Origin of the sequence: Actinomadura sp. NPDC049753, from assembly GCF_040674655.1 — a bacterium.
In the GTDB taxonomy this organism is placed as follows: Bacteria; Actinomycetota; Actinomycetes; order Streptosporangiales; family Streptosporangiaceae; genus Spirillospora; species Spirillospora verrucosospora.
Genome location: NZ_JBFARL010000003.1, coordinates 74,088 through 94,132, shown reverse-complemented (window position 1 = coordinate 94,132; position 20,045 = coordinate 74,088). Strand labels below are relative to the sequence as shown.

Annotated in this window: 19 protein-coding genes; 8 read left to right on the top strand and 11 right to left on the bottom strand. The window is 70.0% G+C overall.

From position 1 onward, the window contains the following. Positions 1-16 precede the first annotated feature (16 nt). Entirely contained in the window at positions 17-721 is a 705-nt protein-coding gene (locus AB0K37_RS01775) for a DUF3841 domain-containing protein (protein ID WP_363973230.1), read from the top strand. A 22-nt stretch (positions 722-743) separates the two neighbouring features. Here AB0K37_RS01775 and AB0K37_RS01770 read toward each other — a convergent pair whose 3' ends face one another. After that, positions 744-1,700, bottom strand: coding sequence for a WYL domain-containing protein (locus AB0K37_RS01770; RefSeq protein WP_363973227.1), 957 nt, complete (start codon positions 1,698-1,700; stop codon positions 744-746). Between the two features lie 62 nt (positions 1,701-1,762). Here AB0K37_RS01770 and AB0K37_RS01765 point away from each other — a divergent pair, with 62 nt between their 5' ends. Together AB0K37_RS01765 and AB0K37_RS01760 are read left to right on the top strand one after the other, a co-directional pair. Further along, positions 1,763-2,908: an epoxide hydrolase family protein gene (locus tag AB0K37_RS01765; protein ID WP_363973224.1), complete on the top strand. Its 1,146-nt coding sequence runs from the start codon at positions 1,763-1,765 to the stop codon at positions 2,906-2,908. Between the two features lies 1 nt (position 2,909). After that, positions 2,910-4,016 (top strand): winged helix DNA-binding domain-containing protein, encoded by a 1,107-nt coding sequence (locus AB0K37_RS01760; RefSeq protein ID WP_363973221.1) that lies wholly within the window; start codon positions 2,910-2,912, stop codon positions 4,014-4,016. Between the two features lie 124 nt (positions 4,017-4,140). Here AB0K37_RS01760 and AB0K37_RS01755 read toward each other — a convergent pair whose 3' ends face one another. Together AB0K37_RS01755 and AB0K37_RS01750 are read right to left on the bottom strand one after the other, a co-directional pair. Beyond that, complete coding sequence (locus AB0K37_RS01755) at positions 4,141-4,491, bottom strand: hypothetical protein (RefSeq protein ID WP_363973218.1); 351 nt, start codon at positions 4,489-4,491, stop codon at positions 4,141-4,143. A gap of 87 nt (positions 4,492-4,578) precedes the next feature. Beyond that, the gene (locus AB0K37_RS01750; RefSeq protein WP_363973215.1) at positions 4,579-5,001 is read right to left on the bottom strand and encodes a helix-turn-helix domain-containing protein; all 423 of its coding nucleotides are present in this window, start codon (positions 4,999-5,001) and stop codon (positions 4,579-4,581) included. 87 nt (positions 5,002-5,088) lie between these two features. Between AB0K37_RS01750 and AB0K37_RS01745 the strand changes: the two genes are divergently transcribed. Next, positions 5,089-5,907, top strand: a complete 819-nt coding sequence (locus AB0K37_RS01745; RefSeq protein ID WP_363973212.1) for an NAD(P)H-binding protein — start codon at positions 5,089-5,091, stop codon at positions 5,905-5,907. A 141-nt stretch (positions 5,908-6,048) separates the two neighbouring features. Here the strand turns inward: AB0K37_RS01745 and AB0K37_RS01740 are convergent, their stop codons facing one another. From AB0K37_RS01740 to AB0K37_RS01730, 3 genes are all read right to left on the bottom strand, one after another. After that, positions 6,049-6,312, bottom strand: a complete 264-nt coding sequence (locus AB0K37_RS01740; protein ID WP_363973209.1) for a DUF6406 domain-containing protein — start codon at positions 6,310-6,312, stop codon at positions 6,049-6,051. A gap of 262 nt (positions 6,313-6,574) precedes the next feature. Continuing rightward, entirely contained in the window at positions 6,575-6,835 is a 261-nt protein-coding gene (locus tag AB0K37_RS01735) for a DUF6406 domain-containing protein (RefSeq protein ID WP_363973206.1), read from the bottom strand. A gap of 2 nt (positions 6,836-6,837) precedes the next feature. Beyond that, positions 6,838-8,934: a C2 family cysteine protease gene (locus tag AB0K37_RS01730; RefSeq protein WP_363973203.1), complete on the bottom strand. Its 2,097-nt coding sequence runs from the start codon at positions 8,932-8,934 to the stop codon at positions 6,838-6,840. Between the two features lie 522 nt (positions 8,935-9,456). On the opposite strand from AB0K37_RS01730, the gene AB0K37_RS01725 reads away from it, so the two are divergent. Both AB0K37_RS01725 and AB0K37_RS01720 read left to right on the top strand, forming a co-directional pair. Further along, positions 9,457-10,632, top strand: coding sequence for a glycosyltransferase family 4 protein (locus tag AB0K37_RS01725; protein WP_363973200.1), 1,176 nt, complete (start codon positions 9,457-9,459; stop codon positions 10,630-10,632). Beyond that, positions 10,611-11,885, top strand: coding sequence for an MFS transporter (locus AB0K37_RS01720; RefSeq protein ID WP_363973197.1), 1,275 nt, complete (start codon positions 10,611-10,613; stop codon positions 11,883-11,885). The genes AB0K37_RS01725 and AB0K37_RS01720 overlap by 22 nt, the downstream gene beginning before the upstream one ends. Here the strand turns inward: AB0K37_RS01720 and AB0K37_RS01715 are convergent. Further along, complete coding sequence (locus AB0K37_RS01715; protein WP_363973194.1) at positions 11,878-13,344, bottom strand: MFS transporter; 1,467 nt, start codon at positions 13,342-13,344, stop codon at positions 11,878-11,880. The genes AB0K37_RS01720 and AB0K37_RS01715 overlap by 8 nt on opposite strands. A gap of 216 nt (positions 13,345-13,560) precedes the next feature. Between AB0K37_RS01715 and sigJ the strand changes: the two genes are divergently transcribed. Further along, entirely contained in the window at positions 13,561-14,463 is a 903-nt protein-coding gene (gene sigJ / locus AB0K37_RS01710; RefSeq protein WP_363973191.1) for an RNA polymerase sigma factor SigJ, read from the top strand. Between the two features lie 142 nt (positions 14,464-14,605). On the opposite strand, the gene AB0K37_RS01705 is transcribed toward sigJ, so the two are convergent. After that, positions 14,606-15,085: a carboxymuconolactone decarboxylase family protein gene (locus AB0K37_RS01705; protein WP_363973188.1), complete on the bottom strand. Its 480-nt coding sequence runs from the start codon at positions 15,083-15,085 to the stop codon at positions 14,606-14,608. A gap of 25 nt (positions 15,086-15,110) precedes the next feature. Further along, complete coding sequence (locus AB0K37_RS01700; RefSeq protein WP_363973186.1) at positions 15,111-16,190, bottom strand: dihydrodipicolinate reductase; 1,080 nt, start codon at positions 16,188-16,190, stop codon at positions 15,111-15,113. Between the two features lie 133 nt (positions 16,191-16,323). Between AB0K37_RS01700 and AB0K37_RS01695 the strand changes: the two genes are divergently transcribed. After that, positions 16,324-17,943: a GMC oxidoreductase gene (locus AB0K37_RS01695; RefSeq protein WP_363973183.1), complete on the top strand. Its 1,620-nt coding sequence runs from the start codon at positions 16,324-16,326 to the stop codon at positions 17,941-17,943. 42 nt (positions 17,944-17,985) lie between these two features. Here AB0K37_RS01695 and AB0K37_RS01690 read toward each other — a convergent pair whose 3' ends face one another. Then, complete coding sequence (locus AB0K37_RS01690; protein WP_363973180.1) at positions 17,986-19,329, bottom strand: hypothetical protein; 1,344 nt, start codon at positions 19,327-19,329, stop codon at positions 17,986-17,988. A gap of 102 nt (positions 19,330-19,431) precedes the next feature. Then, positions 19,432-19,878: a hypothetical protein gene (locus AB0K37_RS01685; protein ID WP_363973177.1), complete on the bottom strand. Its 447-nt coding sequence runs from the start codon at positions 19,876-19,878 to the stop codon at positions 19,432-19,434. Between the last annotated feature and the right edge of the window lie 167 nt (positions 19,879-20,045).

Sequence of the window (20,045 nt, the reverse complement as noted above, 5' to 3'; positions counted from 1 at the left end):
CGCCGCCACCGCACCCGTGGACCTCGACACCGGCGTAGCTCTCAGCCGTCATGATGACCACGTGGACCCCTTTCCAGTTCGTCGCGCCGAGCCTGCGCATGCCGTGCCCGCCGGACGGATGGGCTACGACCTCGGCGCGGAACGGCTGCTGCTTCACACCGTCCAGTCGGCCGAGGCGTTCGAGTCCCTACTCACGACGGGCACGCTGAGGCCGGACCCGGAACTGGCCGAGGAAGCGTTCACGGACGCCTACGAATGGATCCACCGCATGATGGCGGCCCGCCTGCCGACCAGAGGAGAGGGCGCACTGTGGTTCTGGGCGCGCACCCGTCGCAAGCACCTGGTCGATACCTGCCGCCGCTCGCGTGGCCGGGTGCTGCTCACCTGCCGGGTCCCGCGCGAGCGGGTGCTCCTCTCCCACTTCGACGAGTGGCACCTGGTCCTGAACAAGGGCCTGGGGATGCCGAGACTGCCCGGCGAGTCCGAGGACGACGCGTTCGCCCGCTGGGAGGAGGAACACGACGATTTCGACGCCCGTCTCCGCGCGGCGGGGATGCGCGACGCCCCGGTCCGGGACTGGCCCGCCGACCTGCGGACCGAGATCGAGAAGTCCTGGGAGAGCATTTTCGACCGAGGCAACTACGGCCCGTTCGAATGCTGGCAGGGCACCACGCACGCCTTGAACAACGACGAAGTACTGGAAGCTGTCCGAATCATCTGAACGTCCGACCGCACGAGGCGGGTCAGATGTGGTCGACGGCCCCCAGGCACCGTGCGGCCTGGGCGCGGAGCGCCGCCGCCAGTTCGGGCGGGCCGCTGGTGAGGGTGAAGTCGGCGTCCACGGACGTGATCATCCACACGAGGGCGGACGGGGTGTCGGCGCCCACATGCAGCAGGCAGCTGCGGGAGTCGACGGCCTCGACGACGCCCATGCCCGGCCACACGCGGCGTGCGACCGCGTCGGCGGACTCGTGCAGCGTGACCGTCGCCTGGCAGGCCCACGTCCGGACCGACAGCCGGCGCGCGAGGTAGGCCGCCACGTCGCCGTCCGGAGGGGCGCGGGGCGGGAAGCGCGGACCCGCCGGGAGCCGCGGCCTCATCCGGTCGACGCGGAACGTGCGCCAGTCGTCGCGGTCGCCGTCCCAGGCCACGAGGTACCAGTGGCGTCCGAAGTTGACCACGCTGTGCGGCTCGACATGGCGGACGGTGTCCCCGCGCGGGCCCGCGTAGCGGAACCGCAGCCGCTCATGCCGGCGACAGGCCTCGGCGATGGCCAGCAGCGTGTCGGCGTCCACCTCGGGGGCGCGGGCGCCGACGCGGACGGTGGCCCTGGCCAGCGTCGCCACCCGGTACCGCAGCCGGGACGGAAGCACCTGTTCGAGCTTGGCGAGCGCCCGCAGCGACGTCTCCTCGATCCCGGCGACGGACCCTCCGGCGGCCGTCCGCAGCCCGAGCGCCACCGCGACCGCCTCCTCGTCGTCGAGCAGCAGGGGTGGCAGCGACGCCCCCGCCCCCAGCCGGTACCCGGCCGTGCCCTGGGTGGCATGGACGGGGTAACCCAGTTCCCGCAACCGATCCACGTCCCTGCGGACGGTACGGGTGGTGACGCCCAGCCTGTCGGCGAGTTCGGCACCGGACCAGTCGCCATGGGTCTGGAACAGCGACAGCAGCCTGAGCAGCCGCGCGGATGTGTCCGGCATGGATTCCACTATGCCAGGCCTTAGGAACGAAGCCGTCCTAACTGCTTCCTAGCGTCGTTCCCATGACTTCCGAACAGGACGTTCACCCCTTCACCATCGACATCCCGCAGGAGCGGATCGACGATCTGAACGCGTGGCTCGCGGCCGCCCGCTGGCCCGACGAGCTTCCCGGGGTGGGCTGGGACCACGGCGTCCCCGTCTCCTACCTCAAGGACCTCGCCGAGTACTGGCGCACCGGCTACGACTGGCGCGCGCACGAGGCCGCGCTGAACGAGCACCCCCACCACGTCACCGAGGTCCAGGGGCAGCGGATGCACTTCCTGCACGTCCGATCGCCTGAGGCGGACGCGCTTCCTCTCGTGCTCGTCCACGGCTGGCCCGCGACGTTCACCGAGTTCCTGGACGTGATCCGCCCGCTCACCGACCCGCGGGCGGCCGGGGGCGACCCGGCCGACGCCTTCCACCTGGTCGTGCCGTCGCTGCCGGGATTCGCGTTCTCCGGCCCGACGCGCAGGCCCGGCGACGGCGATCCCGCGCGCTACGCCGAGGCGGTGGCCGGGCTGATGGACCGGCTCGGATACGAGCGGTACGGCGCGCACGGCGGCGACGTGGGCTCCTTCGTCTCGCCCCTGCTCGCGGGAACGGCCCCCGAGCGCGTCGTCGGAGTCCACATGAACGGCCCGATGACATTCCCGTCCTGGGACGGCGGCGACGACTACGACGAGGCCGACAAGGAGCGGCTCGCCGTCCTGACCGACCCGTCCGGTGAGCGGTTCGGGTACGCGGCGATCCAGTCCACGCGGCCCCAGACGCTGGCGTTCGGTCTGCACGACTCGCCGGTCGGACTGCTCGCCTGGATCGTCGACCAGTTCCAGCAGTGGAGCAACCCGGCCAAGCGGCTTCCGGAGGACGCGGTCGACAGGGACGCCCTGCTCACCAACGTCACTCTCTACTGGCTGACCGACACGCTCGCGTCGTCGATCCGGCTGTACAAGGAGGCGTCGCAGTGGGGCGCCCCCATGGAGAGGTCACCCGTGCCCACCGGATGCGCGATCTTCCCGGGTGATCTCACGATCCGGGCGCTCGCGGAGCAGCAGCACACGATCGTGCACTGGGCCGAGTACGACCGCGGCGGGCACTTCGCGGCCATGGAGGCACCCGATCTGCTGACCGACGACATCCGCGCGTTCTTCCGGAAGGTGCGCTGACATGGGCGCCCGCGAGACGCTGTCCGCGCGGGCGCTCAACCGCGCGCTCCTCGGACGGCAACTGCTTCTGCGCCGCGCAGACCTTCCGGTGGTCGCCGCTGTCGAACGGCTGCTCGGCCTCAACGCGCAGGATCCGAACCTGCCGTACCTGGCGTTGTGGAACCGCCTGGAGGGTTTCACCATCAACGAGCTGACCGGGGCGATCGAGAGCCGCGAGCTGGTGCGGTCGACGTTGATGCGTGCGACGCAGCACCTCCTGTCAGTGCCGGACTTCCGGCTGATCCGTCCGCAGCTGGCGCCGCTGCTGCGGCGGGTGCAGCGCACCGCGTTCGGCCGCCGCCTCGCCGGCGCCGACCTCGACGCGCTCGTCACCGAGGCCCGTGGCCTGCTCGCCGACGGCCGAACGCTCACACGTCCCGAGCTCGGCCGGCTCCTCGCGCGCCGGTGGCCGGACGCCGACCCCTCCGCCCTCGGATGGTCGGCGCAGTACCTCGAACCTGTGGTGCACCCGGCCCCGAGCGGCACGTGGAACGTCCGCGGCGCGACGCCGTTCGCCCGCGCCGACTGGACGGGCGTCCACCGGGAACCGACGCTCCAGGACGCGTGCCTCCTGTTCAGGCGATACCTGACCGCGTTCGGCCCCGCGTCGGTGGCCGACGCCCGCACCTGGTCGGGGCTCGGCGGTCTCCGCGAGGTGTTCGACCGCCTGCGTCCCGAGTTGCGCGTGTTCGCAGACGCGTCGGGCAGAGAGCTCTTCGACCTGCCGGACGCGCCACGTCCCGAAGGCGACGTCCCGGCGCCCGTCCGCCTCCTGCCCGAATTCGACGCGACCCTGCTCGCCCACGCCGACCGCACCCGGATGATGACCACCGACATCCGCCGCCGCGTCTGCAACGGCGCCGCCGTGGCCGCCACGGTCCTCGTCGACGGCACGGTCGCCGCCACCTGGACGGCGAAGAGCGCCGCCGACGCCGTCACCCTGACCGTACGACCGTTCCGCCCGCTCTCGTCGGCGGACCGCTCGGCGATAGAGGCGGAAGCCGCCAGCCTGCTCGCCTTCACTCACCCGACCACCCGCCACGACGTCCGGCTCATACCTCATCAGTGACAGTGGACGCGGACGCACAGTACGGGGTCGGGAGCCATCGCCCGAAAGGCATTCGACGAGGCGGCCGCATGGATACGACGTCCGACCGGACGCCGTGCACGCTTTGGCGGAGTCACAGGCCGTTCTAGGTTCGCCGAGCGTGGGCGGGGCAGAGCGTTTTGATCCACTCCTGGCCGGTCTCACTGCCCGGCTCGCCGCACACTTCGCAGGTGCGACGGGACTCGTCCCGGGCGGCCCGAATGATCGCACTGACCCGGCTGCCGAGTTCCCGGTCGATGCCGAACTCCCCGGTGACGGGGTCGACGTACGCGCCCAGGTTGACGTCCAGCATGCCGTACTTCTCCTTGACCTGGGCCACCTGGTAGTTCGGCAACACAGTGAGGAGTTCGGCGTGGGTCCGCATCAGGATGTCGCGCCACCCGGGCCCGACGAAGTTGAGGTACTCGGGTATCTGCCGGTCGGCCACGTTCGTCATGGCCCCGATTCTGCCCCTAGCGCGCAGCCGAGACCCTGCCATTTTCAGCGCCGAGCATCCTCAGACGCCGAGGCTCTGCGCCGCCCGTCACCGGATGTCGTGGCCCGGGTTGGTCTGGTCGTATCGGTGGCGCGCCTCAGCGATGACGTCGCGATGGGTGAGGGACCAGTCGGCGAGTGCTTTGACCAGGTGCGTCAGGCTGGTCCCGGTCTCGGTCAGGCGGTAGTCGACCTGGGCCGGGACGGTCGGGTACACGGTGCGGAGGACGAGTCCGTCGCGTTCCAGCCTGCGCACGGTGAGGGTGAGCATGCGCTGGGAGATGCCGTCGATCGCGCGTTGCAGTTCCCGGAAGCGCCGCGGCCCGCCGGCGAGTTCGACGATCACCAGTACCGACCACTTGTCCCCGATGCGGTCCAGGACGTCGCGGATCCCGCAGTCGGGGTGGTCCGCGCGCCCGCAGGGGTCGAGGGCCGCCGGTGCGGCGGTTACACCGGTGTGCGTGGGTGACATGAGACTGCCTCCTTGTGGCCGACGCGCGGGCAAATCAGGATCAAGCGTAGTTACCGAAGAGAACCACTACGGAAGTCTGTGACGCACATGATCTTGGTGACCGGAGCGAACGGAAATCTCGGCTCGGCGACCCTCTCGGCGCTGCACGCCCGCGGCGCGAGCGCGACAGGCGGCAGCCGCACACCGAAAGACGGGATGCGGCGCCTCGATTTCGACGACCCCGCCGGCATGGACCTCGCCGGGATATCGACCCTGGTGCTGATCTCCGCCGGCTATGCCGAGGACGACCAGGTCATCGAGCGGCACAGGGCCGCCCTGGACGCCGCTGCCCGTGACGGCGTCCAGCACGTCATCTACACGAGCCTGACCGGCGCCGGCGACCACCTCGCTTTCGCACTGGCGCACCGCGCGACCGAACGGCTCGTGCGCGCCTGCGGCCTGCCGTGGACGATCCTGCGCAACGGCCTGTATGCCGAACTCTTCGGCGCTCTGCTGATGTGGGCCGACGACGGGGTGGAGTCCGCGTTCGGCGACGGCGCCCTGGCCGCCGTCGCCCGTGCGGACCTGGCCGAGGCCGCGGCGATCGTTGCAGCGGATCCGGCACGACACGACGGACGCACCTACGACCTGACCGGCACGCCGATCACGGCAGCGCAGGTGGCCGAACAACTCGGAGTCCCCCACCGCACGATCGGTTTGGGCGAGTACCGGCGCAGGCTCCTGAACGTGCCGGAACTGCTGCCGTTCCAGCCGCCCATGCTCGCCTCGATCGCGACAAGCATCCGGCACGGCTTCCTAAACGGCACCAGCCCCGACCTAGCCGAAATCCTCGACCGCCCCACCCAAGACCCACTAGCGACGGCCACCTCCGCCGCCTCCGCCACAAACCCGGCAGCACCCAAATAACCCCGACCAGCCCGGCGAGATGAGTCCTCCCAACGATCGCCCGGGAGGACTCACACGCGTCATCACGCAACTCTCCGCCATAAGGCCACCTCACCAGCGACGCACCCCAACCTGGCGACAGGCACCCGCCACCTGAAGACGCTATTCAATCCTGGCGAAAACGGCACCGAGCTTGTCCCAGCCAGCCTCCTCGACCCGCTCAAGCCTCCAAGTCTGATCCCCCACGAGAAACGTGTCTCCGGGGCGGAGAATCAGGTCGCGCTCACTATCGTCTTTGACGAAGAGAGCAATCTCTGGAGGCCTGTCATCAGTCCCCTTGCGCGCACCAACCAGCCCGATCTTCGAATCCGCGCCAATGTAGGTCTGAGTCCCCTGCTTCAAGCCGATCCTCTCGACCGCCACCATCACTCCATTGTGGTGTAACGCTTCGACTTCTCCGCCGGGGCACCGACCTAGATTCCGCCCCGCGTCAACTGGTCTCTAAGGGCCGCGCTGCATGTCGGTTTCATCGTGCGCCTCAGTTACATTGAGCCATAGAGCGGCATTTTGCGCGAAACCTCGTCCAGCGACTGGCCTCGCCAACCATGCGGGCAGCAGAACGACTGATCACACCAATGGCAGCCCCATGGCCTCCCTGAGCCATGAGCCGACTACACTGCCTGGAGCGCTATTCGATCCTTGAGAAGACGGCACCCAATCTGTTACTTCCAAGTTGTTCTATGCGATCAACTTTCCAAGTCTGTTCACCGACCGGAAAAGTGTCACCAAGGCGTAGGGTAAATTCGCTCTCTCCGCCGTTCTTGACGAAAAGAATTACCTCTGACAGATCAGAAGCCTCCCCCATATTCACCTCAACCAGGCCCATCCTCACCCCATTCTCCAAGTGAGCCTGAGTCCCTTCCCGAAGAGCGACATTCCTGCGTACCATGGTTACTCCAAGGTCGTATAGCGTGGCCGTATTTCGCGTCTGAATTCTTTAATTGTCAATGGTTCAGGATGTTTTTCACCCCACGGATTTCTCAGATGGATCCTTCCTTGATCATCTATTTTAGTGACTTCGTAGGCGTGATTGGCGCGAAGTTCTTTGGGGAGTTTCGATTCACCTTTAAGCTTATCGCGAGTCCCCACCAGCACGGGCTTGCTGCTGGAGAGTTGGTGAACGATCTCGTCATGCAGTTGACGATCAGCACTGCGCCCCTGGTTATCACGACCACTCGGGAACTGAATCGTCTTTGCCGGAAGTCCCGTAAGCTGGGTGAGCAGTTCGGCCCGTTCTCCCGGAGTACTGCCGTGGTCTAGACGTTCGTAACCTCTTGGCGATTCTCCCGAGTTGCCCCGCGCCTCCCAAAGTCGATTCGTCTTACCCCAGCGTTCGGCGGTCCATGTTCGATCCGAACCAGCGATCGCCTTCTCCAGTATCGAAGCCCAGGCCGCGTTCGCCAAGACCTGAGCAAAAACCGGCTTGCCGGGCTCAATGTTCTTTACTGGCAAATCGGGCGTGACTGTGAGCGAGACAGAAGCGCCGGTCGGCTCGTAGCGCTGCCTGGCGGTCGAATATCTTGTCTCGTGCAGGCGCACCAGATAGTTGCCGTCGTCGGTTTCGGATACACAAGCACGAAGGGCTTCTGGCTGGTGCGCGGCGACCGCCCCCAAGGTGGCGATGACGCCGCAATCACCTAGTTCCCCCTGTTCTGCCTGCTCACGCTTGGGCATGCCGTTGAAAAGCGGTATCCGAGTGCCGTCGGCACGATCGAGTGGCGCGCCGTACCGATCTGCACCGTAATCGAACTCTCCTTCGATGGGCTGGAAGTCCGGTCGGTCGACCATCTCTTCCAAAACCCTGGGGGCATCCCTTCGATCCAGTTTGGCGGCCCACTGCTTCAAACGATCCGAAACCCCGCGCTCGAACGCATCCTCATCGTGGGCTGCGATGCTCCCGTCATCAACAGGCAGGTCGTCAGTGGGCGTGCCACTTTTTAGATCGTCGACCACACGATCCGAGGTGCCGAAGGTCGCCAGACCGTGCGATTCACTGGTCGACCCCGCACTGAGGTCGTTACCTGGGAGGTCTCCCGGTTGCCTCGGCAACTCCTGAGCGATGCCTCCCGCTATGTCGTGTGCGTTCTCGGCCCTCGAATCCGTGGGGGGCGGGGCCTCGTCGGTGCCCGGCTTCAGGTCTTGCTGAGGACTTGAGGCTTGCTCTTGCGCACGCTCGGTCTTGGTGGCACCGTCCTCCGCTGGCGGCGACGCGGACTCGACGGCGGGCTCTGCAGGCGGTGGGCCACCAGTGTCCGTGGTTTCGGTCTTCGGTGAGCCGCTCTCCGGCTGGACGGGTTCGCGGGCGCGGGCGAGGCTTTCCCGGCGGGACGGCTGATGCGGGGAGCCCGGGTTGTCGGCCGGCGGAGTGTACTGCCGTTTTGCGGAAGCGGGTTCGTCGTCCGCCTCTGCCTTCTCGTCAACTCTCTCGGTTTGCTCGCCCTGCGAGTCGCCGCTGCCTAGGCCCGCGTCGGTCTGCTCGCTTTCCTCGCCTTCCTCACCCTCCGAGCGCTGGTCCTCTCTGCCCTCGTCCCGCTCGGGCTGCTCGTCCCGCTCGGGCTGCTCGTCCCGCTCGGGCTGCTCGTCGTGCTCGGGCTGCTCGTCGTGCTCGGCCTGCTCGTCGTGCTCGGGCTGTTCGGGCTGCTCGCCGGGGTCGGAGTTGCCTGCTTCTGCGTCCTGCTCGGCTGGATCGTCTTTCCGATCAGGAGCCTCGGGACCGGTCGACTCGTCCTTCTCTTCACCGGTGTCGGCTTGGGTGGCGGTGAGTTTGTTGTCTCGTGCGTCCGTCCCCCTGGCGCCGGTGTCTTTGACCGCTGCCTGTTGTGTCTCGCCCTCCTGCGGAGCAGGTTCGCGGGCGCGGGCAAGGCTTTCTCGGCGGGAGGGGAAGCCGGGAGCGCCAGGGTTGTCCGGTGGGGGCCCGGGAGGCTTGTCGGACGGCTTGGGCCGGTCGGTGTCCTCGACCTTGGCATCGGTCCTGGTGGGATGCTCCAAGCCCACGCTGTGCCCCTTCCACAAGACGAACCCGGCACCGGCCCGCGTCGCCTCATGCGAGCCTGGGTGCCCGATGCCGAGCGGGGCCTTCGGCCGGGCACACCGTCGTCTATGAAAGCGTGAATGCTCAGGGATTGCACGCTTCGTTGATCAGTGAGTTGTTCTCCTGTTTCGAGGCTGCAGCTCAGACACCCTCACCACCGCCTCATCGTCGACCTCGCCGATCAACGCCGCCGGATGGACTCATGGCACACCCGACAACTCGCGGGCACGTGTCCAGCGAGGAGGGCGGTCTCAGGAGGCGCGGGCCTGCTGGGCCCCGTCCCCTTGTCTGCGGAGCCAGCCGCTCTTCGTCGGCTTGCCACCCGTTTACCGTTTCATTTGCTCCATGTTCAATTCAGCAACCATTCTCTTTACCTTTGGTCGGTTCATGTCGGCTTGGGGTGGCGCTTTGGGAGGGGCATATCGGCTCGTGGCCTGGTGGATTGGTTGGGGGGCGTCTGGGCGGGAAATCGTGGACGCATGGAGATACCGCGGACGTTGGTGCTGACCGGGCATTTTCCACCGGAGCCCGGCGGTGTGCAGACGTTCACGTGGGAGTTGGCTCGACGGCTGCCCGAAGACCGGCTGGTCGTCGTGGCGCCCGCATGGGAGGGGGCCGCGGAGTTCGACGCCGAGCTCGGGTTCCCCGTCGTCCGGCGGCGCGGGTATCTGCTGTTCCGGGGGCTGCGGCGGCTCGTGGTGCGGCACGGGGTCGAGGCGGGGTGGATCACGGCGGCGGCGCCGTTCGGGATGTACGCGCCGCTGGTGCGGGCGGCGGGGGTGCGGTGGCTGGTCGGGTCCGCGCACGGGCAGGAGCTGGGGTGGTTCCGGGCGCCGCCGACGCGGGCGGCGCTGAGGGCGGCGGCGCGGTCGTTCGACGTCCTCACCCATCTCAGCGCGAGCACGCTGCCGGAGCTGCGGGACGCCGTCGGCGACCGGACGCGGCTGGCGCGGCTCGCCGGGGCCGTGGACACCGTGCGGTTCCGGCCGGGGCTGGACGGGACGGCGGTCCGCCGCCGACACGGCCTCGGCGGTGGGCCGGTGGTGCTCAGCGTCGCGCGGCTCGTCCGGCGCAAGGGGCACGACATGCTGATCCGCGCGTGGGGGGACGTGGTGCGCCGGCGCCCCGACGCCCGGCTGGTGATCGTCGGGGACGGTCCGATGCGGCGCAGGCTCGCCGAGATGGCGGACCGGGAGGCGCCCGGGACGGTCACGGTGACCGGGCCCGTTCCCGCGGCGGAGCTGCCGCGCTACTACGCCGCCGCCGACGTGTTCGCGCTGCCGTGCCGCGACGACCGGGCGGGGCTTCAGACCGAGGGGCTGGGCCTGTCGGTGCTGGAGGCGTCCGCGTCGGGGCTGCCGGTGGTGGTGGGCCGGTCGGGCGGCAGCCCCGAGTCCCTGATCGACGGCCGGACGGGGGTCCTGGTCGACGCCACCGGTCCGGACGAGATCGCCCTGGCCCTGCACCGCCTGCTCGGCTCCCCCGCACGCGCCGCCGCGATGGGGGCGGCCGGACGGCGGTGGACGTGCGAGCGCTGGAGCTGGGACGCCGCCGCGGGCCGGCTCGCCGCCCTGCTGAAGGGTTCCGTCCTCGACGCGCCGCCGAAGCACGACACACCGGGGATGGAGCCCGTATGGGACTCAGGGAGCAGCTGAACAAGCGCGACTTCCGGCGGCTCATCGTCGGCCAGACGGTGTCCTCGTTCGGCGACTGGATGGGGACGCTGGCGCTGATGTACTTCGTGCTGGAGCTCAGCGACTCCACGACGGCGGTCGGCGGTGTCCTGGTGCTGCGGCTGCTCCCGTCCGCGCTGGGCGCGCCGGTGGCGGCGCGGGTGGTGACGCGCTGGCGGCGGCGGAGCGTCATGATGTGGGCGACCCTGGTCCAGACGGGCATGGCGCTGGCGCTGCCGATCGTGCCGTGGCTGGGGTGGGTGTACTTCTGGGCCTTCATGATCGAGGTGGCGGGGCTGACCTTCCTGCCGGCCCGGGACGCGGCCATCCCGTTCCTCATCGAGGACGAGGAGAACCGGCACGACACCGGCACGCTGGAGATGGCCAACGGGATCACGATGGCGACCTCGTACGGGATGATCCCGGTGGGCGCCGGGGCGTTCGGGCTGATCCTGCTGTTCTCGGAGAACATCGGCCTGCACGGCAACTGGCGCTACGCGGTGGTGTTCTGGCTGGACGCCCTGACCTATCTGGCCTGCTACTTCGCCATCCGCTCGATTCCCGATCTCGGTCCGGGGCCGGCCGAGCGGCGGGAGGTGGAGCGCACCGAGCAGGAGGCGTCGCCCCGAGGGCTCCTCTCGGCCGTCCGCCTCCCCGTGGTGCGCGGCGTCCTGCCCGGGGTGGCGGTGGTGGCGCTCGGGCTGGGGGCGCTTTTCTCGCTGGGCGTGGTGTTCGTGCGGAACGTCCTGACCGCGGGCCCGGTGGGGTTCGGGACGCTGGTGGTGCTGTTCGGGGTGGGCGCGCTCGTCGGGCTGCTGATCATTCATCGCAAGGTCCGGAAGCTGTCGGTGCAGATCCGTGTCGGGACGGCCGTGCAGGGGGTGGTGATCTTCTTGATGGCCCTGCTGGGGACGGTGGCCTGGGCGTTCATCGGGGCCGTGCTGTTCGGCGCGGCGGCGACCAGCGCCCTGGTCGGCGGGATCACGTACCTCCAGGAGGCGCTGAGCGGCGTCAACCGGAACCTGGCCCTCACGGCCTTCCACGCCGTCCTGCGGTTCGGCCTGGCGCTGGCCGCGCTGCTGGCCGGGGCCGCGGCCGACCTCCTGAGGAAGGCGGGCACGGCCCCGCTCGGCCTGTCGCCGTCGCAGTTCGTGCTGGCGATGTCGGGGCTGGTGGTCCTGTTCGGGGCGTCCCTGATCCACGTCCCCGGCAACGGCGGCGCCCCGTCTAAATGACCGGAACGGCGCTGGCCTTCTTCTCCGGCTCCGGCGCGGACGCCTCCCCTCGGCTGTTGGCGGCGCGGAGGGCGACGACGGCCGCGGCGACCAGGAAGAGGGAGGCGGCCAGCAGCGCCCGGGAGAACCCGCCGGTGAGCGCCTCGGGCACGGGCCTGCGGTCGGCCAGCAGGTCGTCGGTGCGGGCGGTGGCGACCGCGGAGAAGATCGCCAGGCCGAGGGCGCCGCCGATCTGCTGGGAGGCGTTGAGGAGGGCCGCCGCGAGCCCGGCCCTGTCCGGCGGGACGTTGGCGTTGGCCGCCGTGGTGACGGCCACGAACGTGAAGCCGAGCCCGAACGAGGTGACCATCAGGCCGGGCAGCAGGTCGGTGAGGTAGTGGCCGTCCACCGGGATGCGCGACAGCAGGTAGGTGCCGGCGGCCGCGAGCAGCAGCCCGGCGATCATCACCGGGCGGGTCCCGGCGCGTCCGATCAGCGGGGCGGACGCTCCCGCGGCGACCCCCACGCCCGCGCAGAGCGGCAGGTAGGCCGAGCCGGTCTCCAGCGGCGAGTAGCCGAGGACGTTCACCATGTAGAGGCTGAGGAAGAAGAACATCGACAGGAACCCGGCGACCGCGACGAGCTGGGTGACGTCCGCGGCGGCCAGCCCCCGGATCCGGAAGATCGACAGCGGCAGCAGCGGGTTCCGGCTGCGCTGCTCGTTGAGCAGGAACGTCGCCAGGAGCGCGGCGGCTCCGGCGAGACCGCCGATCGTGCGGCCCGCGCCCCAGCCGACCTCCGGGGCCTTGACCAGGGTGAACACCAGAAGCAGCATCCCGCCGGTGACGAGGACGGTGCCGAGCGCGTCGAAGCCCGCGAGCCGGGCGGTGCGCCGGTCGCCCTCGACGAGCAGGAACAGCCCGGCGATGACGATCGCGCAGACCGGGACGTTCACGAGCATCACCCAGCGCCAGCCGGGCCCGTCGGTGAGCAGCCCGCCGAGCAGGACCCCGGCCGCCGAGGCGCCGCCGCCGACTCCGCCCCACACGCCGAGCGCCTTGCCGCGGTCGCCGCCCTCCTTGAAGGTGGTCGTCAGGATCGACAGCGTGCCCGGCAGCATCAGCGCCGCGCCCGCGCCCTGGGCGAGCCTAGCCGCGATGAGCGTCCCGGACGTGGTGGCGAGCCCTCCCGCGACCGAGGACAGCGAGAACAGCGCGGTGCCCGCGACCACGATCCGGCGGCGTCCGAGCAGGTCGGCGAGCCGTCCGCCGAGCAGCATGAACCCGCCGTAGGTGAGCAGGTAGCCGGACGGCACCCACTGCAGGTCCTGGACGGAGAAGTCGAGGTCGGCGCGGATCGCGGGCAGCGCCACGTTGACGATCGAGGCGTCGATGAAGTCCAGGAACGCGATGGCGCACAGCAGGGTCAGGGTGAGCTTGCCGCGTCCCGTCGCGAGGAAGGACGGAGGGGATTCGGTCATGGGATGCCTCCGGTCGGTGGGCCCGCGCCGGTGACCGCCGGGCGCGGGGGTCGCCGGGTTCCCCCGGCTGATTCGTTCCGCGACCCATGAGCGGATCGGAGTGCGGGTGTGTGACGCGGGGGGACGCGAATGAGGTCCAGGTCACATTCCGGCCGCGGATGTCACGATCCGGGGTCCGGTCCCGCTCTGAGGGGGGAGCGCACAGGAGGTCGAGCCATGTCCGAAGGCATCGCGGACGACACCGCCACGCGGGTGTTCGCCGATCATCGGGAGCTGCTGTTCTCGGTGGTGTACAACATGCTCGGGAGCGTCGCCGACACCGAGGACGTCCTGCAGGACGCGTGGCTGGCGTGGGCGTCCCGCGGCGGCGCCGCGGGCGAGGTCGAGAATCCGCGCGCCTACCTCGTGCGAATCGCGGTCAACACGGCGCTGTCGCGGCAGGCCGCGATCAGCCGCCGGCGCGAGACGTACGTGGGGCCGTGGCTGCCCGAGCCGCTGGTGGCACGCGCCGACGTGGACGACGCCGCCGAGCGCACCGAGGCGGTGTCGATGGCGCTGCTGGTCGTCCTGGAGACGCTCACGCCGCTGGAACGGGCGGTTTTCGTCCTGCACGAGGTCTTCGGCTACGCCCACACGGAGATAGCGCCGATCCTCGACCGCAGCCCGGCGGCGGTCAGGCAGCTCGCGCACCGCGCCCGGGAGCACGTGCACGCCCGCCGGCCGCGCTACCAGGCCGACCCGAAGGTGCAGCGGCAGGCGACGGAGCGGTTCCTGCAGGCGGCCCTCGGCGCCGACCTGGAGGCGCTGATGGAGATCCTCGCGCCGGACGTGACGCTGTGGACGGACGGCGGCGGCAAGTCCAGGGCCTCGGCGGCGCTGCGTCCCATCCAGGGGGCCGGCAAGGTGGCGCGTGCCATCGCGGGGACGGCCGCCCGAAGGCCCGTGGACCTGGACGTCGTCTACCGCACCGTCAACGGAGACCCGTCCGCGGTGCTGTTCGACGAGGACGCGCCGTTCGCCGTCATGGTCCTCGACCTGGACCCGGACGGCCACCGCGTCCGCGGCGTCTACGCCGTCACCAACCCCGACAAGCTGACCCACATCGATGAGGACGGCTGAACCCACGTATTCCCACTAAGGCAGTCGGAATAGTTGACTACATGCGCAGGGCCGTGGTTCGCTGATGCCTGGGTCCGAAGGGGTTCTGCGGTTGTCCCGGATTCCGGGCCCGGCGCGGGGTGGCGCCGGGCCCGGCTCCGTGTCAGGGGTGCGGCAGGACGCACATCGCGTCGAGGCCGAGGACGCGGTTGAGGCGGCCGAAGGCCAGCCAGGAGCCGATGCACATGCTCAGCTCCACGATCTCCGCCTGGGTGTAGCGGGCGGACATCCGGGTCCAGAAGTCCTCGTCCAGGCCGTGGTGGTCGAGGACGTAGCGCTCGGCGTACTCGGCGGCGAGGCGGGTGCGGTCGTCGAAGGCGCCGGTGGTGCGCCATTCGGTCACCGCGTCGGCGAACCCCTCCTCGACCTTCTCGCCGTCGCGCTCCGTCCGCCAGTCGAGGCAGAACAGGCAGCCGTTGAGCTGGGCGACGCGCAGCCGGGCCGCCTCGAACTCGCGGAGCCCGAGGGTGGTGTGCGCGTAGACGGCGAGGGAGAGGTTCGAGGCGGCGGGGCCGATGCCCGGCACCATCTCGCCCCACACGTACTGGATCGGGTCCTTGCCCTCGGGGATCTCGATGTTCACGGGCCTGCCCTTCTGCTGACGCCTCTCATGGCGCCGTCCTGCCGAGTCTGCCCACGGCGGGACGGACGGGAACGTCGAGCGCGTCGTAGAGGCCCGGTTCGGCGTCCACGAGCCAGTCGATGGCGTTCACCAGGCGCCCGGCGGCCGTGGCGTTCCCTCCGGCGGCGCGGTTGCCGTGCTCGTCGGTGGCCTCGACCGTGACCTCGATGCGCGGGACGCCCTCGATGACCACGCGGTGCGCGCCGTCGCCGTCCGGGGGCGTCGGCCAGTCCGGCGCGCAGGACGGGTGGATGCGCGTGACGTGCTCGACGACGATGCGGGGCTCGCCCGCCACGATGCCCTGGACCTCGAAGCGGACCGCCCCCTGCGTGCCCTTCTCGAACTCGCCCATGGACGCGGTGGTGATCGTTGCGTCGAGCGGGCGGCGGTCCACGGTCTCGCGGATCTCGTCCAGCTCGGCGCCGAGCGCGCGGGCCATCAGCCTGACCTGGCCGCCCCACACCATGGTCGGGACGGTCGCGGCGAGCATCGGCGGCTCGTAGTCCATCGGCTGGCCCATACCGACCAGGTACCGGACGGAGTCGGGCTGGTCGTAGGTCGAGTAGTCGAAGATCTCCTGGCAGCGGACGACGTCGATCGTGCCGCCGAGGCCGCTGACCAGCAGCGGCAGGGCGTCGTTGCCCCACCCGGGGTCGACGCCGGAGGCGAACAGGGAGCCGCCGCCCTCGGCGATCGCGTCCAGCACCTCCGCGCGCATCTCGGGCGGCGCCCCGCGCTGGTCGTAGAGGGCGTAGAGGGCGGGGGTGACGACGACCGCCCCGGCGCGGATCGCCCTGAGGACGTCGGCGAGCGCGTCGTCGGGCCGGACGTCGCCCGACGCGGCGTAGACGACGGCCTGCGGGCGGGCGGCGAGCACGGCCCCGGCGTCGGCGGTGGCCGCGACGCCGAGGTCGCGGCCGAGGCCGGCGAGGTCGCCCGCGTCCCGTCCCACCTTGGCGGGATCGTGGACGATCACGCCGGTCAGCCGGAGCGCCGGATGCGCCTCGACGGAGCGGACGGCCAGCCGTCCCATGTTGCCGGTACCCCAGACGACCACGGAGATCATGCGCGGAATGTACCAGCTCCCAAGCAAGCACTTGGTAGTCCACATGTGGACACGGGAAAGTTTCGGTCAGCTCGTGACGCGCCTCATATTTCGATATAGAACACGTTCTAATCTCACGAGTGAGGGAGGTCACATGCGTGACTCCACCCCGTCCCTTAGCGTGTCCCGTCGCGGCTTCATCGTTGGAACTGGTTCTATCGTCGGACTGGGCCTGCTCGGCCGGACCGGCGCCTCGGCGGCCCCCGTCCCGGCGCCCATCCCCAACGGCGCCCGCGTCCCCGTCCTGGTCATCGGCACCGGGTACGGCGGCTCGGTCGCCGCGCTGCGCCTCGCCCAGGCGGGCGTCGACGTCCACATGGTCGAGATGGGCATGACCTGGGACACCCCGGGCTCGGACGGCAAGATCTTCTCGGGCATGAGGTCCCCCGACTACCGCGCCTACTGGCTCCGGACGCGGACCAAGCAGCCGCTCAGCAACTTCCTCGGCTTCCCGATCGACAAGGACGTCCCGAAGTACACCGGGATCCTGGACGCCGAGGACTTCGGCGGCATCCTCGTCTACCAGGGCCGGGGCGTCGGCGGCGGCTCCCTCGTCAACGGCGGGATGGCGGTCACGCCGAAGCGGTCGCGGTTCAGCGCCATCCTGCCCTCCGTGAACGCCGACGAGATGTACAACGTCTACTACCCGCGCGCCAACTCCGGGCTGGGCGTCAACGAGATCGACCGGGCATGGTTCGACACCACCGACTGCTACCAGTACGCGCGGGTCGGACGGAAGCACGCCCAGCGCTCGGGGTTCGAGTTCGTCTACGTCCCGAACGTCTACGACTTCAACTACATGAAGCAGGAGGCCGCCGGCGCCGTGCCGCAGTCGGCGCTCAACGCCGAGATCCTCTACGGCAACAACTACGGCAAGAAGTCACTTCAGAAGACCTACCTGGCCCAGGCCAAGGCCACGGGCCGGGTCGCCATCTCGGCGCAGCACCGGGTGACGTCGGTGTCGCCCGCGTCCGGCGGCGGGTACACGGTCGCCATCGAGCAGATCGACACGACCGGCGCCGTCGTGGCGACCAAGACGGTGACCGCCGCGCGGGTGTTCTTCGCCGCCGGCAGCGTCGGCACCAGCAAGCTGCTGGTCAAGCTCAAGGCGACCGGCGCGCTGCCCAACCTGAACGGCGAGATCGGGAAGGGCTGGGGCGACAACGGCAACGTCATGGTCGGCCGCGCCAACCACCTGTGGGACCCGACCGGCAGCCTCCAGTCGGGCATGCCTACGGGCGGCATCGACAACTGGGACGCCGGCGGAGCGTTCGCCGAGGTCGCGCCGCTGCCGACCGGGATCGAGACGTACGCCTCGTTCTACCTGTCGATCACCAACACCCCGCACCGGGCCGAGTTCTCCTGGAACGCCTCCGCCGGACGGGTCGACCTCAACTGGCAGACCGCCTGGAAGCAGTCCAGCATCGACATGGCCAAGTCGATCTTCGACAAGATCAACAGCAAAGAGGGGACGATCTACCGGACCGACCTCTTCGGCACCTACAAGATCTGGGGCGACCACCTCACCTACCACCCGCTCGGCGGCGCCGTCCTGAACAAGGCCACCGACAACTACGGCCGGCTGCACGGCCACCCCGGCCTCTACGCCATCGACGGCTCGCTCATCCCGGGCAACACCAGCGTGAACCCCTTCGTCACCATCACCGCCCTCGCCGAGCGGAACATCGAGAAGATCATCGCCACCGACCTGTGACGGTCGCCGGGATCCGGCCACGGGCGCGTGTGGCCGGACCCTCTACGGGCAGGCGGGGAACAGCCGCCGAGTCCCCGTCCCGGCCGCGTAGGCGGCGGGATCGCTGAACCGGCAGCCGTAGTCCGGACGCGCCACCACCGAGGGCCGCGTGGTCACGTCGCCCGTGGGCCGCGCGCCCCGGTCGACCCAGCGGACGAGATCGTCCCAGGCCGTGCCGGCCTCCGCGTTCGAGAACTCGCAGTGCTGGGTCGTGCGGACGGCCCTCTGGACGAGCAGGCCCGACCGGTGGTTCCGCGCGACGTCCCTCGCGTAGATCTGCTCCATGGAGAACGGGACGAACAGGTCTCCCAGCCCGTGCAGGCTCAGGACCGGGACGTCCGGACGCCCGTTGATGCGCGGCACCTGGGAGAGGCGGTTCGACAGCCGCGCCGGCAGGTTCTCGACGCGCACCCTCTGGACCGTCCTGTTCACGTCCACCGGCTCGTTCGGCTCGTACCGGGTGAACAGATTGGTCCCCAGCTGACCCGGGTTCTCGGCGAGGGTGGCGTCCGGGTCGGAGGGCTCGGCCAGGGTGAAGGGGAAGTCCTTCCAGAGAGCGAACGACGGCACGGCGCCGGGACGCGTCCCGCCCGTCCGGTTGATGACGATCGAGCGGAACTGCTTCCCGCGCTCGTTCGCGGTGTCCGGCCCGCCCGGCCGCAGCGCGGTGAGCCCGAGCGCCGCCTCGATCTTCGGGACGGTCGCCGTCGGGTACTGCTCGGTGACCGGGTACTCGCGGACGCCGGACAGGTCCTGCGCGACGAGGTTGTAGTCGAGGAGGTAGTCGAACAGCTCCTGGTCGCCGAGGACTCCGCACATGGGAAGCGCGCCGTCGTAGTACCCCGGGAACTGCTCCAGCGAGCGCCCGATGATGTGCCCACCCATGGAAACGCCGGTGATGATGCGCTGCTTGGGACGTCCCACCTCGCGGGCGAACAACTCGGCCACGTCGCGAGTGCTCAGCACGCCTGCGCGGACGTCGTACCCGTTGTCGTAGTAGGACGACGCGGCCCACGCGTACCCCTGGTCGAGAAGGCGTTGCCTCAGGCCGTACTGCGGCGGCTCCACCGTCAGCACGTGGCCCTTGCCTGCGTAGCCGTGGGCCCAGAGCGCCAGCCTGCCGTTCCACTGCGGCGGCACTTCGATGTCATAGGCCGCATGGCGGTGCACGCCCTGCAGCACCCGTGACGGTTTCCCGTGCACCTGGACCGGCGGGAGCGGCGGGTTGGCGATGGTGTAGCCGGGAAGCGGCTGGTCGCCGGGGACGCGGTCGGCGCGGGCCGTCCCCGCCGGGGCGAGCGCCGCGAGCACGAGAGCGGAGAGAACGGCGAGGGGGCGGAGGCGCATGGTGCGCATTACATACCGTCCGGTCGGTCAGCGGAACGGGCAAGACCGCATCCGGCCTCGCGCTCGCCGCACGAACGGCGAGCGGACGGTCGGAAGGTCAGGTCATCGCCGCACCGCGCCGTACAGCGATCCCGCGAGCAGCGTGATGCCCGACAGGGCGCCGCTGACGAACGGGATCCAGTCCACGGACGACACCGCGGCCATGATCATTCCGGCCGCTCCGAGACCGGACAGCACGACCCCCGGGACCGCGATGGCGCCCCTCTTCCACACCCGTGCCAGCACGACGAAATGCAGACCGACGATCAACGCGATCCAGGCGACGTTGATCTCCTGCGGCGCGTCCAGCGCCCTCAGCACCGCGATCCCGCCGAAGATCAGCGCGAACTCCGCGACCACCACGAGCCCGAACCGCGGCCCGAACCACCCCGGCCGCGCGTCGCCGCGCCCCGTCCCCCCGCGCCGGTCCCCACGGAAGCCGATCACCACCACCGCGAACAGGCACAGCACCGCCAGAAGCCGCATCGCGATCCCGGCGGCCTCCGGCATCGGCTCTCCCGCATTGGCGAGCACGAACGCCGTACCGAAACCGGAACCGACCAACAAACCAACCAATTGCGGCGACATCAGATGATCTTACGCTGACGCGCCCACCAGGAACGGAGTCACCGGCCAGAGGAGCGGAGAGGACACCCGGCGGAAGTGGCGCGGCCGGC

Coding starts and splice junctions, on each gene's coding strand:
- AB0K37_RS01770 (WP_363973227.1), bottom strand. CDS start 1,700: ATGCCGGACACATCCGCGCGGCTGCTCAGGCTGCTGTCGCTGTTCCAG.
- AB0K37_RS01765 (WP_363973224.1), top strand. CDS start 1,763: ATGACTTCCGAACAGGACGTTCACCCCTTCACCATCGACATCCCGCAG.
- AB0K37_RS01760 (WP_363973221.1), top strand. CDS start 2,910: ATGGGCGCCCGCGAGACGCTGTCCGCGCGGGCGCTCAACCGCGCGCTC.
- AB0K37_RS01755 (WP_363973218.1), bottom strand. CDS start 4,491: ATGACGAACGTGGCCGACCGGCAGATACCCGAGTACCTCAACTTCGTC.
- AB0K37_RS01750 (WP_363973215.1), bottom strand. CDS start 5,001: ATGTCACCCACGCACACCGGTGTAACCGCCGCACCGGCGGCCCTCGAC.
- AB0K37_RS01745 (WP_363973212.1), top strand. CDS start 5,089: ATGATCTTGGTGACCGGAGCGAACGGAAATCTCGGCTCGGCGACCCTC.
- AB0K37_RS01740 (WP_363973209.1), bottom strand. CDS start 6,312: ATGGTGGCGGTCGAGAGGATCGGCTTGAAGCAGGGGACTCAGACCTAC.
- AB0K37_RS01735 (WP_363973206.1), bottom strand. CDS start 6,835: ATGGTACGCAGGAATGTCGCTCTTCGGGAAGGGACTCAGGCTCACTTG.
- AB0K37_RS01725 (WP_363973200.1), top strand. CDS start 9,457: ATGGAGATACCGCGGACGTTGGTGCTGACCGGGCATTTTCCACCGGAG.
- AB0K37_RS01720 (WP_363973197.1), top strand. CDS start 10,611: ATGGGACTCAGGGAGCAGCTGAACAAGCGCGACTTCCGGCGGCTCATC.
- AB0K37_RS01715 (WP_363973194.1), bottom strand. CDS start 13,344: ATGACCGAATCCCCTCCGTCCTTCCTCGCGACGGGACGCGGCAAGCTC.
- sigJ (WP_363973191.1), top strand. CDS start 13,561: ATGTCCGAAGGCATCGCGGACGACACCGCCACGCGGGTGTTCGCCGAT.
- AB0K37_RS01700 (WP_363973186.1), bottom strand. CDS start 16,190: ATGATCTCCGTGGTCGTCTGGGGTACCGGCAACATGGGACGGCTGGCC.
- AB0K37_RS01695 (WP_363973183.1), top strand. CDS start 16,324: ATGCGTGACTCCACCCCGTCCCTTAGCGTGTCCCGTCGCGGCTTCATC.
- AB0K37_RS01690 (WP_363973180.1), bottom strand. CDS start 19,329: ATGCGCCTCCGCCCCCTCGCCGTTCTCTCCGCTCTCGTGCTCGCGGCG.
- AB0K37_RS01685 (WP_363973177.1), bottom strand. CDS start 19,878: ATGCCGGAGGCCGCCGGGATCGCGATGCGGCTTCTGGCGGTGCTGTGC.